The 13,983-nt window shown below is 44.6% G+C and carries 10 protein-coding genes and 1 tRNA gene; 5 read left to right on the forward strand and 6 right to left on the reverse strand.

The annotated features are described in order from the left end of the window. Positions 1-86: 86 nt before the first annotated feature. Positions 87-668 (reverse strand): hypothetical protein, encoded by a 582-nt coding sequence (locus ACW5W8_RS15170; RefSeq protein WP_498628521.1) that lies wholly within the window; start codon positions 666-668, stop codon positions 87-89. Between the two features lie 565 nt (positions 669-1,233). Between ACW5W8_RS15170 and ACW5W8_RS15175 the strand changes: the two genes are divergently transcribed. Both ACW5W8_RS15175 and ACW5W8_RS15180 read left to right on the forward strand, forming a co-directional pair. Continuing rightward, complete coding sequence (locus tag ACW5W8_RS15175; protein WP_498628522.1) at positions 1,234-4,095, forward strand: UvrD-helicase domain-containing protein; 2,862 nt, start codon at positions 1,234-1,236, stop codon at positions 4,093-4,095. A 33-nt stretch (positions 4,096-4,128) separates the two neighbouring features. Then, entirely contained in the window at positions 4,129-4,839 is a 711-nt protein-coding gene (locus ACW5W8_RS15180) for a hypothetical protein (RefSeq protein ID WP_498628523.1), read from the forward strand. Between the two features lie 243 nt (positions 4,840-5,082). Here ACW5W8_RS15180 and ACW5W8_RS15185 read toward each other — a convergent pair whose 3' ends face one another. The 5 genes from ACW5W8_RS15185 to ACW5W8_RS15205 all read right to left on the reverse strand — a co-directional run bounded on the left by ACW5W8_RS15185 (position 5,083) and on the right by ACW5W8_RS15205 (position 11,166). Further along, on the reverse strand, positions 5,083-6,042 hold the full coding sequence (locus ACW5W8_RS15185; protein WP_498628524.1) for a bacteriophage abortive infection AbiH family protein: 960 nt from the start codon (positions 6,040-6,042) through the stop codon (positions 5,083-5,085). Positions 6,043-6,127: 85 nt separating this feature from the next. Then, positions 6,128-6,784 carry a gamma-mobile-trio protein GmtX gene (gene gmtX, locus ACW5W8_RS15190; protein ID WP_498628525.1) on the reverse strand — a complete coding sequence of 219 codons (657 nt, stop codon included), beginning with the start codon at positions 6,782-6,784 and terminating at the stop codon, positions 6,128-6,130. Beyond that, the gene (locus ACW5W8_RS15195; protein WP_498628526.1) at positions 6,781-8,028 is read right to left on the reverse strand and encodes a tyrosine-type recombinase/integrase; all 1,248 of its coding nucleotides are present in this window, start codon (positions 8,026-8,028) and stop codon (positions 6,781-6,783) included. Before ACW5W8_RS15195 ends, gmtX begins: the two co-directional genes overlap by 4 nt. A 116-nt stretch (positions 8,029-8,144) precedes the next feature. Continuing rightward, on the reverse strand, positions 8,145-9,761 hold the full coding sequence (locus ACW5W8_RS15200; RefSeq protein WP_498628527.1) for a VPA1269 family protein: 1,617 nt from the start codon (positions 9,759-9,761) through the stop codon (positions 8,145-8,147). Between the two features lie 19 nt (positions 9,762-9,780). Further along, the gene (locus ACW5W8_RS15205; RefSeq protein ID WP_498628528.1) at positions 9,781-11,166 is read right to left on the reverse strand and encodes a tyrosine-type recombinase/integrase; all 1,386 of its coding nucleotides are present in this window, start codon (positions 11,164-11,166) and stop codon (positions 9,781-9,783) included. A gap of 370 nt (positions 11,167-11,536) precedes the next feature. On the opposite strand from ACW5W8_RS15205, the gene ACW5W8_RS15210 reads away from it, so the two are divergent. The 3 genes from ACW5W8_RS15210 to rstB all read left to right on the forward strand — a co-directional run bounded on the left by ACW5W8_RS15210 (position 11,537) and on the right by rstB (position 13,981). After that, a tRNA-His gene (locus ACW5W8_RS15210) sits at positions 11,537-11,612 on the forward strand. A 311-nt stretch (positions 11,613-11,923) separates the two neighbouring features. Beyond that, a complete protein-coding gene (gene rstA, locus ACW5W8_RS15215) occupies positions 11,924-12,634 on the forward strand; it encodes a two-component system response regulator RstA (protein ID WP_179901948.1) in 711 nt (236 codons plus the stop codon). Positions 12,635-12,655: 21 nt separating this feature from the next. Then, positions 12,656-13,981, forward strand: coding sequence for a two-component system sensor histidine kinase RstB (gene rstB / locus ACW5W8_RS15220; RefSeq protein WP_498628529.1), 1,326 nt, complete (start codon positions 12,656-12,658; stop codon positions 13,979-13,981). The last annotated feature ends 2 nt before the right edge of the window (positions 13,982-13,983 follow it).

A 13,983-nucleotide genomic window follows, 5' to 3' on the forward strand; every position in this document is an offset into this window, starting at 1 on the left:
TGGTGAATAGTGTTCTCTCGATTTCATTCAATACCCCCGATTGTCTCATCGTAACAATCGGGACTGTCTGTGAAAATCAGGATACCTCACAGCTGCTCAATATTAGCAGGCAGCTTAGGCATTGCTGTATCTCTAATCAGCCGCTCAACATTAGCAGGCAACTTAGGCATTGCAGCATCTTTAATCAGCTGCTCAACATTAGCAGGCAGCTTAGACATTGCAGCATCTTTAATCAGCCGCTCAACATTAGCAGGCAACTTAGGCATTGCAGCATCTTTAATCAGCTGCTCAACATTAGCAGGCAGCTTAGGCATTGCAGCATCTTTAATCAGCTGCTCAACATTAGCAGGCAGCTTAGGCATTGCAGCACCTCTAATCAACTGTTCAACATGATCAGGCTGCTTAGGCATTGCTGCACCAATCTTTTCAAACAGTTTTTCCAATTTCTCAGGTAGTTTAGGTGATATTACCGCAGAGGGCTGAAGCTTATTATTAAGCTGCTGCATGGCATTGTGCCACCCACCAGAAATCCCATTGAATTCAGCCATGATGTCTAACGCTTGGGCTAGCTTTATTCCCTTTTCCTTGACGAGCTTTTTGGCTTTTTTACGGCAGAATTCGACGGTATTACCAGAAGGGAATTTTATGTGATCGTTTTGGTGTTTCATGATACGCCTGTCCTTCATCAATTTAGATGCGCTAGCCGACAAACGCCCTATAGAAGAATAGGGTTAATTGAATTTTCTTTCACTCTGCTGGTCACACACCTTCGCCTAGGTCGGCTAACTGGGCGCAGAAGTACCCATGACAGTATCGTGCCATAAACGAAGGGGCTCATCAAGATCTTTTCTATCTTTTCTATTGGCTTTATCAGTTAGCTCTCTCTGAATCGCAGTATCTTCAACGATGATGCTGACCGTGGATACGCGCTGCTCTCCCGCTTGTCGCCAACGCGGCCGCATGGAGCGCTACATTGTTGCCAGTCCCATTGGACTTGTATGCTATGTCACATGCTCTTGGGGTCAGATAACACCTGGTGTGCAGCCAGTTGGCTCCTCAAGCCCAAACCACAACTTAGATTCAGCTCGGTGTGATCGCCCTCTCATCTAGTTTTCTCTACTCATAGGTTTGTGACCAAACCACTCATGTAATCTGTTACGATATCACTCATTTGGCACCACAACTTATGGGCAAGTAAATAAGTCGCATGACGCATTAATTAGAGAGTTGTTAATGAATGATTCCATAGCCAAGCTATCATTTAATTTCATTGGAAAAATCCTTGGCTCAGATACTATTGTTGTGCAGGGAGATAATTTAGTATCCTCAAAAAAAGATACTATTTTAGAAAATGACTCTGCATCCGATTTCAGGAGTTTTGCAACTTTTGAACGAAAATTTCTAGGCGGGATACTTACCTACAAAATTGGAAGTAAGACTAAAAAACACAAATTTATTAGATGTGCTGATTCAGATAGCTTCGTTGAATCGCTAAATACTTTAATAGCAAAACATATTACAACAACAATAGAGCAGAAAGTTACCGAGTTTAATATTCTTGCTTTTGACGAGTACCCAAGAGATTCTTGGGTGAGCAATCTTGCTCAGATATGTATGTCATTGAGCCGCGACTATGAGGCCCAGAGCGAACAGTGGGAAAGATATTTGAATCCTGAATTAATAGAGAAGGTAAAAATTCTAATCTCATATCATCCTCTAAATATTGACTACCTACGTGAGCAGCACGAAGAGTCTCAACTTATAAAAAGAAAAGAGTTCTTTGATGTCGTAGAGTCAAATCCATTAACTAATGAACAGCGTTTGGGCGTATTACGTTCCAATGATAGGAATATGGTGCTTGCAGCAGCTGGTACTGGAAAAACATCTGTCATGGTTGCTAAAACCCTGGATTTGATAGACCGAGGATTAGCGAAGCCATCGGAGATATTGGTTCTTGCATATAATAAGACCGCTGCGGGCGAACTACGTGAACGCCTTACAGATAAGGCTAAGAAGTCCAATATCGAACTAAAATCAACTCCACACATCGCTACTTTCCATGCCTTAGGCAGAATGATTCTACGCAATTCAAATGTTGATACCAATATATCTATTTTTACTGATGATGACATAAAGCTAAAAGTATGGGTCACCTCATGGCTTGAGGGATATTTGTTATCTGATATCGATAGGATTTATGACTTTATAAATTTGTTTCCAGAACCCGTTAACCCTTTTGATTTCAAGTCAAAATCAGAATATGAAGCGTATATAAGGGACAACGAATTCAGAACCCTCAACAGTGATCTAGTTAAGGGGTATCAGGAACTCCTTATAGCGAATTTCCTTTATGAGAATGGTGTTGAGTATAAGTATGAGTCTCCATATGTGACCAAACGGCGCATCGATATTGGTTTTGACTATCGCCCAGACTTTAAAATCATAGAACCTGAACTTTATATTGAACATTTTGGCATAGACCGTAATGGAAAAACCAGGCCGGATATAGATCGTGTTTCTTATAATCAGTCCATTAATAATAAAAGAATGCTGCATAATGAATGTGGAACTGTTTTAATTGAGACATTCCATTATGAATGGATGGAGGGTGTCTTACTGGAAAACCTCAAGAAAAAGCTGTTAGATAATAGTGTCATTCTTAATCCATTATCTCCTGATGAGCTGTTCAGCAAGCTGCGTGATATGGGTCATATCACAGGCTGGGGTGAACTTTTGACAAAAGCCCTCCAATCCATTCGAGTTGAACGCCTCACGAAAGAGTCCATACAGAGTAGGTTCGATGCTACTGGTGTGCATCATTCCAAGAAGCTATCAGAAATCTTGGATTTGCTTCATCATGCATATATCAGTGAGCTCAGAGAACAGAATGCAATTGACTTTGATGACATGATAATCAGAGCGATTCAAGAGGTGAATGCTGGAAAATATATTCCTGAATGGCGATGCATACTGGTTGATGAGTTCCAGGATATATCAACAGCTCGAATGGAGTTCATTCAGACCATCATTAAAAATGGGCCACAGCCATCACTAACTGTCGTTGGTGATGATTGGCAGTCAATTTATCGATTTAATGGTGGAAAGTTAGAGCTAACAACTCGCTTTGGTGAAATCGTTGGTAGCTACACGCTTACGAAACTACAAAAGACCTTCCGCTATAACAATAGCATTGCTGATACTGCTGGTCAGTTCATTATGGAAAATCCTGAACAGTATAAAAAGTATATAAAAACGCATACTGTGGTTGAGGATTCACAGATTTATCTGCTTGATGACAAATCCCCAGAAAAAGGCGGTTTGAATAAAAGAGTCGCTGAGGTTGTTCAAAAGATTAGAGAGAATGATGCGACTGGAAGCATCGCCGTTATTGCTCGTTATAACTATCTTTTAAATGAGGCTAAGAGTGCATTAAAACAGACTAATAGTTTATGCAATGTTAACTTCTGGAGCTTCCATAAATCTAAGGGGTTAGAGGCAGACTATGGAATCTTGATCGGCTTCTTTCAAGGAAAGATGGGATTCCCTAATGAAAATAAAGACAACCTTGTAGTTGAAGCCCTGCTGCCGTCTTTAGACCCATATACTCATTCTGAGGAAAGGCGTCTCCTGTATGTAGGCATTACCCGAGCAAGGAAGAAAGTCTATATTATTGCCAATCCTACAGCACCATCCGATTTTGTAACGGAGTTACTCTCACCAAAATACAAGATAAATGTAGTTTCAAAGGCATTCAGTGAGGAATCCAAAAAAAAGTTCAAGTGCCCATACTGTACAGATGGCTATCTAAGGTTGATCAAGGGGCCGTATAGTGAATTCTATGCATGTAGTACAGGTTTTGGCTGTCCTGTAGGAAAGGCTAGAGTGTGTGAGAAATGCCACTCACCCTCAATTGACACAAGGAATGAGAGTGTTTGTAATAATTCTCTTTGTGGTTGCAAAATTAAAATATGCCCTGAGTGCGGACGACCAATGAAAATCCGTAATGGTCAGTATGGTGACTTTTGGGGATGTACTGGTTATGGGATTAAGGATGACCAGTGCAAGGTTACCATCAAGGTCAAGGCAGGCTTATGATAACTAATTACGTGAGTTAAGGTAGGGGGACATATGGATACGTATTCCGAAATCATAAATGAATTCAATAGTACGTTTTCTACCAATGCTAGCCTGTGTGAGGATTTAAAAGTAGGGGCGGATCTGGGAGATTGTAGGTCTTTTTCTTTATACCAGTTAGTAGAAGACCAACGTAGCGCCCCCTTGGGTACGGTTCTATACCACCATATCGGCAGCTACAACACTGGTGAGGTATACGAAGCAGAGGGGACAGCTGGCTTCAGGCTCAGCTCACGGCTCGATAGTATTGAAAAATTTTTCCCTTTGTCTTCAAACGAGGCGACTCGTAGATTAGATATTGGGTATCGGTCACCCTGGCTTGGCGGTAGTTGTGCATTTTCCTCTATTCCGTTTAAGCGGTGGTGGGTTGATTCATTTAAAACATTGTGTGCAAATGCTCCTGCCCAGGCTGAGCTGGTTAACTCATTCTTGACGCGAGAGATAGAGGTTCTTGCAGAGGCAGCCAGGAATAAAGGCCATAGAAGTGGCTGGGTTTACAATAGGTTCATTGATAAACTTGAGTATCTCTCGATGCGAGTGAATCATGGATTTCTTGATTCAACACAATATTTATTTAAGCCAGAATTGTTTTTTAATGAGTTTTTCCATAGCTTAGTAAGTTTGAACGAACAAGAGAAAAAGGAGTTAACGAGTCAGGCTAGTAGAGATAGCCATTTTGACGACCCATTTAAGAAATGGTGGTAATCAGGGCATTATTGGATAGAGCTCACCAAAATGCTCAATAACGTCAGCAAAGCCTGCACATTAATCAGCGATGGCAGCCAGCAGTTCTACGCAATCATCAGACCTATGTAACCAATCGCAGTACACCCGAAAGTAGCCTAAACAAGACACCGGTTTAAGGCCGGTGTCAGGTGGTAGCTAGACTAAATCTGTACAAGAAATATTGTAATCCACCGCAATCGTTAATAATCCCCCAAGTTTCTCTTATATATATTCCATTCTGACAACTGCAACGTTAGCTATTCCAAATCCTTTTAGAGTGTCACCGTGTTTTTTCTCATCATCAGGGTTATAAAAAGTCACAACCCATTTAGCATCAGGTCTGATTGATTGAACCAACTTCTTGAAATAGGGTAAATCTACGTCAGCTAATGAGTGACCGAGAACATATACTTCATCAATGTTGCCGAGCTTTGCAAAGAAGTCTTCATTGTTTTTTATGACCTGATCTGTGCCCTTGAAAGTGGCTGAGAAATACTGATTAATAGCATTTTTACCAAGATCGAATGAGTAGTCATATTGATCAGATTGATAATCCATCCAACGTTCTAAGTCTTCATCACTCAATCCTGATGGTGGTTCAGCAGGTTTCTCTTTGAAATTATCAGGGTCAACACCATGACCGAGAATTAACTCATCAACATGTGCATTGGCTTTTCCGTGAATAAATAATATGTTCTCATCGGGGACTGCGTAGTATTGAGAAAGTGTATCTGTGTAGTTGAATGTGAGGTAGATAGCGTCCCTATCAATATTTACTGAACGGCCATGATCAAGCATAGGAAACTGCACAGCCAAAATGAACTCTTTGAATGCTTTATACAGTTCAGTGGTCAGAAGGCCAAGTATTCTCTCCATTTCAATTAAAAGCGTGTATCTGTCTCGGTCTCTAAAGTCATCTGAGGAATAGTTTGGCATTGCATCCATGTTTGCTTCCAAAACAGAATCTTTATCAAGCAGTGACATACTTGTTTCAAATTCAGACCATAAAGGGTCTGACATTGTTGTTGGACAATCTGGGTCTAAATCAGCAAACCCGTAATAGTCGAGCAATAGTTCATAAGTTTCCCTGTAGTTCTTTTTGAGATAAAGTCCAAAAGATGTATACCTAGTGTCAAGGCCATGATGAACATCAAATCCATTACCTATTACATACAGTTTCATTTTATTCATCGTTAATATCTAGTTTTTTGAAGATAATGATTCATGATGTAACTATCATGGTATATAAGTCATATCTGCTTATAGTCTAAATCTTGCTGTCCAGAATTGCTTCCAACGCCTCTACTAAACCTGGATCTGAAAGTACTGTTCCTGCTGGAATCGGCCGCTTAGCTATCAGACACCCATCGTTGTTAAAGGACATATTCGGGTTGGATTGATTGAGCAGGTTTAATATAATTTCCCGATTCAACTCACTCAATATTGTTGCTACCAAATTAGTAGTCCCTATCTCCATAGATACAACTGGTAATTTCTCGATGTTTCTCAATGCGTCATTTTGAGCCTTTAGCGAGCGGACTTGGCCAATGAATATCATCATTTTATGCTGAAGAACTGGATCACTAATTTTTGCTAGATCTTGTTCATCAATTTGGATTAGTCCATTATCAATTGTCTCCGTAATCTTAACCTTCTTCGCAGCCAGAACCTCTATCCAAGCATCGATTAAAATGGGATAAGGATTTTGGCCATTACGCTTGTTGTAAATAGTTCTAGTCGATATCTTATACCCTTGTGTTCCTAATATTTTTACTACAGATGCAGCAGAAGGTGTTGAACCTTGTTTTACCAGTTTTGCACAAACCTCATGGATATTTGCAAGCATTTTCCTTTGGTCTGCTTTTCTATTTTTAGACAGCTCCTGATACAAATCCTCTACTTGGCTAATTGTTACGGGTGTCATTGATTATTTTCCTTGTGCAAAATCTGACTAGATAACTGTAGTCTTGCCATTTCACGCGGCATACTAGGGGTAAAGCCAAGATCTTCCAGGGTCACATTACCTGATTGCAATGCTACTATTTCCTCTCCTGTAGCTCTAGTTACAAGGAGTTTTGCCAGGCTATCTGCGACTCTCCGTTTTTCATCTATTGTCAGCGGTAGCATCATGAGCGGCTTATATCCGTTATTTAGAAGGATAATATTCATCACCTCATCACGCTCTCGCTCATAGTTTTCATCACGGTCATTGATATAAATTCTGCTAGCCTGAACAACAAGATCTAGTGTTTTGAAATTGCTAGGTGACTCAGCATATTCTATATCGAAGTGGCTTTGTGAGTGCACAACAAGATCAATCCCCCCTTCAGGACTTCCATCTGGTATCTGACGAATTTTACTGATGAGATTATGAGTCGCATGAAGCGAACGGATCAGAGTATCTGTTTCATTACTAAGGCGCTCAATTATTGAGTGTAATTTGTTAATATCAGTCCTCAATTTTGCATCAGGCTTTTCTCCAGCCTTCACGGCTGTTCTCAAATTAACCTGAAGTTTATTCACATTTTCGGTGGCATCTTGAGTTGCCTTTATCTTTTTCTCTATCTCAAGTAGTAATTTGTTTCCGTGTACTATCAACTCCATTTTCCAAGGAGAACCGGTAATGAAATGACGGCAATTAATACAGTCTTTATCTGAAACTGCTCCATAAGTATTAGTTTTCCCATTTTTACGAATAACTTCTCCACCATCGTAACACCTCGTACCACCGTATGGGCAAATTCCTAGATGGGTTGCATTCCAAATACCGACAATGGCAGTACAATTTCTGCTTAATGCGATTGCAGCATCTTCACTATTATATACTGCATATTTTTTCACCTCATCCCACGAAGAACTCTTAATCCACTGAGCAAAGTCCTCCTGTTCACTTAGCAGGATATTGTGACTGGCCTCATTCAGTATTTCTGTGACGTGAGCTACCGAATGTTTTATGTAATAGAGGGTCATGGTCAAGCTTTTGTGCCCAGCAACAAGCTTACTAAGTACATCAATTGGAACCCCTTGTTCTGCCAGTGAGGTTAGTCCCGCAACCCTTAATCCGTGAGGTGTAAAGAATACTAATTGGGGTTGTCCAACCTCATTCCAATTAAGAACAAGTTGGATATCTAGTCCCTCTTCATTAAGCTGTTTTTCCAGTTCAGCCATTGCCAGATTCCAATACTGAACCAGAGAACGCTCAGTTGGAGGGACCATGCTAGTTGCAGCACTTCGTTTCGAGTTTATGCCCGAACGGAAAAGATAAAAACGGTCAGGAATACTATCTACGATAGCCTGATTGGCTGTTTGGCTGTTTGAGGAAATACAGAATCTGGAATTTCTCTGGCAGAGACAGGATTGTAACACGGATTATACTTTTCCTGCCATGCTCTTAACTCTGTTGCCAGACGGATTATTTCTGGATGCTTCCAAGGAATTTCATAACCAGAAAATTCACTAAACCCCACATCTTTGTCTGCTGTTTTATTGGAGTTTATGTAAAGAACCAGATTCTGGTCACTTTCTTCAAATGAGCGAGATTCTCTCAGTAAACCACGGTCATAAACTCTAGCTTTAGGATCGTTTTTCCAAAAATTAGCGGTACTTGATTTATTTGCAATCCATTTATTTAACTCTGGTGAGAATTGCTTAGTATCGCCCTCTCCAGAATCACACCGTAGCAACTGGATACGCCGAACTGGAATTTCTAACATCATCAGGTAGATATATGTAACTGAAGGCAACCAGAGAGGCTCACCTAGTTCGTTTGTTAAATGGTCACTATATTCACTACTTAATGTTTTTGGCCATGCATAATCTTCTCCTGAGAGCAAATCCCTTAACCTCATTCTAAGCCATAATGGCATAACCTCCTTGGTAGAAGATCCTGGCACATCCAAATCACTTTTATGCGAATTAAAAAAAGATTTAAGTGCTTGCGGACGAACTAATGGGTATGCGGCAGAAAATTTATCACCATTTTCTTCGGTGTCAGATAAATAGGTTTCGATAAACCAGTTGGAAAAATTCGTGTTGTATCTTACAAAATCGCAGAGAGCGGCCTCACTGGAAAATAACTTTTCATGAAACTTTGCTTCCGACCATGCTATGAAATCTACTGGTGGTTGTGAGCTAAAGAACTCTTCTGGCGATGGTATTTGGGTGCCAAAATAGACATCTTCCAAGAAGATACGAAATCTATGAAATGCAGTATGATAAGTTTTTAGCGTATAGTTACGAGTTGATTCAATATAGTGGTTCCAACGCTCAACCCATGAAACAAGATGCTCAGGAGGCTTAGCCAGAAGATCCTCGCCTTTGTTGACTTTATCTGAGCGTTTTACGTGAATCGCCTTAGAGAAGTTATACCCTTTTACCATTAAAGTTAGTAGTTGAGCTACCCCCTTTAAACCTGCTATATCATGAATGCCTAGATCATTAATATACCGGTCACCGTCAGCTGTTCTTATAGGAGCTAAAAACTCCTCCCAGTCCTCCATAGTGACGTCATTAAGATATTTCCTCTCCATCAGAAAAAGAAGTTCACTCGCAGCAGTGATAATATTATTGACGAGAGTGGCTCTTGCTCGCTCGCTTTTTGGGCTATTAGCAACCCCATGAGAGGCTATATCCTTTTCAAGCCTATCTACTATTGACTTTGGGACAAGTAGCCTTCTTAAATTTTTGGGTATGTACGACTGCCCATACCTAGCGTAAAAAAATTCAGACGTTATCATCCATTTACATGTTTTGTAGTTTTTTATCAAACGCTCCAAAGCATTTTCAGCCTCTCTTGAAACCTTGGATGCAGCAAAAGGGGAAATGACCATCACAGATAGGGCTATTTCATCATTTTGTTCAATTGCGTTGCCATTTCTTGCACTGATACCGCGCAATTTCATTTGACCATTCCTATATTGTTTAGTTGTGAGCTAAGTGTGTAACTGGCCAAGATCTTCTGAACCTTATCTGGTGGTAGTTTTTTGTATACTTCTTGAGCATCAATGGTTCGATGGTTCGATGGTGCATTACATCCTTAATTATCTGGGGCTCAACTCCAGCTTCGGCCATTACATGTCCAACGTGGTGCCGTAACGCATGCGGATTGAGTCCATAATCTCGACCACGCGGCAACTTCCGCCCAAGTTTTTTCTCCAACCGCCCTAGAGCCCTCTCAAAAGATTTATCGAATGCAGCCATTGAGTAAGGAGCACCTCGATAGCTGATGCCTGCCCCACGATCTTCACCATTAGATAAAAATAAAAATGGATGTTCGGTTCCGTGATTAGCCTTGTAGCTCTCCATTAGTAATGGACGATAACGGTTCATGTAGAGTAAATACATTTCCCAAAACAAGAACGAGTACGACTCATGTATGAAATAAACAGGCGCTGACAGCGTTTTTTTATCTACGGCCAGAGATTTCCAGGTAGCATGGTGACTTTTGCTAGCACTACTCCGATTTCTAGGTAACATTTTCCTCTGTGCCAAGTACTGTTCTCTGGTTTGTTTGTTGCCTCTAAGGCCTGTTTGTGCGCCTGATGGATGAAATAAGGTAACTGTGCATCCTTTCGCTGGTTCAGGCATGACATCATTAAACCAGAGATGAAATGGCTCCCCTTTTCGAAGCCCACCGCCCGCAAGCAATATAGTGATCATTTTGGCCGTCATGTCCTCTCGTTCAAATGGATCAGTTGCATGAGGATCACGAATGAAGCCGTGTGTTATTAGCTGAGGAATTAGCTCTGAAGGGAAGTCGTTGACAGTTCGAATGTTACCTATCGATTCTCGGGGATCATTACCCAATTCCATACCAAAAAAATGTCTCGCTTTATCCAACCCTTCCGCCAGCATTTTGACGTCCTTGGTGTGATACAGCATGGATTTACTGGCTATTATTTTACTAGCCGTCAGCAGCCTCTTTAGGCTAGGTGGGACTTCTTCTAAATACCGAAGGAAAACCGGATCATCTTTCCTGCTGGTTTCATCTTTCCAAGCGATAAACCTAGTTATGCTAGAGCACATCTTTTTTTGCACAGAAACCGAACCAGGGGCCCAATAAAGACCTGTCTTGTCTTGATAGGTCTCGGTATCAATAGTGCCGTGACAAAGGGATAGCGAGAACCGCCGAAAAATCTCTTGTCTTGATAAACCTAAATTGGCAACAGCAACGGAGTAATCATATAGCAGGCCCAGCGCTCTTGATGTTTGTCTCGCCCATGACAAGCTAGTATTCGGACGAGCTTTGAGGTACTCAACGAGAGGCCAGAAAACAGAAAGCCCGTTTGGAGTAATCAAGTATAACATTGGTAGCTTCATGGTTGAGACATCAGCCAACCTCTGGATGACCACAACATGAGACCTACCTATAGGAGAATTCTCTTTCAACCTCAAAGCAACCACCATTTAACATGACACTCCATGTGTTAACTTAATGGTAAGATCTGCTAGGGGGTTGGTCAAATCAATAATCTATAAAATTTTGTTGATTTACACGATTTATCAGCCTATCATCCGCACCATAAAGCGCTTAGTAGTAACTTGTGGTAACATAAGTAAAGGGGTTAGAAGAGCAACGGCCTTCTAAGCCGTGGGTCGCAGGTTCGAATCCTGCAGGGCGCGCCATTGATGCTCTCATTTTCTTCTGGATTGGCGAGTGTTGATGAAGATTTCAGTGGTGGCTGTAGCTCAGTTGGTAGAGTCCCGGATTGTGATTCCGGTTGTCGTGGGTTCGAGCCCCATCAGCCACCCCATTATTCTGTCGATAATCGCCGCAAGGTGATGTCCATCGACTTGGTGCAGTGACTTCTGGTCTGCTCCGCAAAAAACCGGCCTTGGCCGGTTTTTTGTTTTGTGCCAGGCAACACCTTGCCTTGTCTGCAAGGCCATCCTCCAGACCGATAAAGGCGGCTCTGCCCATTTGTCACGATGTGTGCCTCCCCATCGATACACACAGCCACACTCCCCCACACACCAGCCTGCCCGGTTCTTTTTCTGTATTTCCCAAGCGCCATTGATATGCTGATCGCTCTTCTTCTCTCCTGCTTCCCGTTGGAGCTTTTCTATGCAACGCATTCTTTTTGTCGAAGATGATCCCGAGATTGGCCAGCTCATCAGCAGTTGGCTCGGTCGCCACGATATGGACGTGATCCTTGAGCCCAGAGGGGACATGGCACTGGCCCGGGTAGAAGCCGAACAGCCCGATCTGGTGCTACTCGATATCATGTTGCCGGGGCAAGATGGCATGTCCCTCTGTCGGGATCTTCGGCCACGCTTCGACGGCCCCATCGTAATGCTCACCTCGCTGGATAGCGACATGAATCAGATCCTGAGTCTGGAGCTGGGCGCCAACGACTACATCCTCAAAACGACACCACCACCGGTGCTGCTGGCCCGACTTCGGGTGCAGTTTCGCCAGCACCCGCAAGCATCAACCCAACCGGCAGCCACCAGCAGCGTTCCCCAGCAGCTGCAATTTGGTCGGCTGCGGGTAGATGGCCCGGGACGAGATGTGCGCCTCGATGGCGAGAGCATTGCACTCTCGACCGCTGACTTTGATCTGCTGTGGGAGCTCGCTTGCCACGCGGGCCAAATCTTGAGTCGGGAAGCCCTCTTTCGCAGCCTGCGCGGCCGGGAGTATGACGGCCAGGATCGCAGCATGGATGTGGCCATCTCCCGCCTGCGCCGAAAGCTGGGTGATAACCCCGACAACCCGACCCGGATCAAGACGGTGCGTCAGAAAGGCTACCTCTTCGTCCCCCACGCCTGGGAATAACCCTCTTTCGGGAGCACCGCCATGCGCCGCCTCTTTATCCAGTTCTATCTGTTACTGATCGGCTGCTTCACCCTCGCCATCCTGCTGGTGGGTGTGGTCTATCAGGTGACCGCCGAACGGGCGGGTGATCGCTATCTCGAACGCATGATGCAGGGATCCCTTGGCCTGTTGACCGGCGAGTTGGCAAGAACCCCGCCAGAGCGCTGGCCCGGTCGGCTGGCCGAGCAGAGCAGTCAGTTTACCCTCCCCCTCAAGATCGGCGAGCTGGTGCGCCAGCCCCTGGCCAGCGAGGATCAGGCCTTTCTGGCCGCTGGCAATATTGTCATCGTCGAGGAGGATGACACCTTCCTGCAGCGCATCCCCGATACCGACCGGGTGCTGATTGTCGGCCCCGTTCCCTACCTCTCCTACCTGCACGAGCTGCACTGGGTCGATGTGGGGCTGTTGCTGGTGATCGGCCTATCCCTCGGCCTGCCCATCCTTCTCTGGTTGCGTCCCCACTGGCGCGGCTTGCAACAGTTGGAGCAAACCGCTCGTCGCGTAGGCGATGGGGATCTATCCTGCCGAACCAATCTGCCGCCGGGCAGCAGTCTGGCCCGGGTGGGACGCACCTTCGATCAAATGGCGACCCAATTGCAGGCCATGATTGCCAGCCGCAAGCAACTGACCGATGCCATCGCCCACGAGTTGCGCACCCCGCTGGTCCGGTTGCGCTATCGGCTTGCCATGCTCGATCCTGCCCCTGCTGAGCAGGAGCAGCAGGCGCTGGAGCGGGATCTGGGGGCGCTGGACTCGCTTATCGAAGAGATGCTCACCTACGCCAAGCTGGATAGACCCGAGTTGCCGTTGCAGCGCGACGAGCTGGAGCTCAGTCACTGGGCACAAGCGCATCTCGGCGACTGGCAAGCGCTGGCCCCCGAAAAGAGGCTCACCCTCGATCTGCCGCCACGTCACATGCCCTGGTGCGGCGATCAGCGTCTGCTGACGCGCGCGGTGGAGAACCTGATCGGTAATGCCCTGCGCTACGCCGAGAGCGAGGTTACCCTCTCCATCTCGCGGCTGCAGGAGAACTATCTGCTGGAGGTGAGCGACGATGGGCCGGGGATCGATCCGGCGCTGGCGCCCCAGACCTTCGAACCGTTCGTGCGCCTTGATCAGAGCCGGGATCGTCGCACCGGCGGCACCGGGTTGGGACTGGCCATCGTGCGCAGTATTGCCCGTCATCACGGGGGGGATGTGGCGTTGCTGGCCAGTGACCACGGCGCCCGCTTCTGCCTCACCCTGCCTGTACATTTGGATACAAACCGTCACCAACCGCTCACTGAAGGGCCGCCGCAACCGTCATAGGA

This window comes from Aeromonas aquatilis (genome assembly GCF_054052405.1).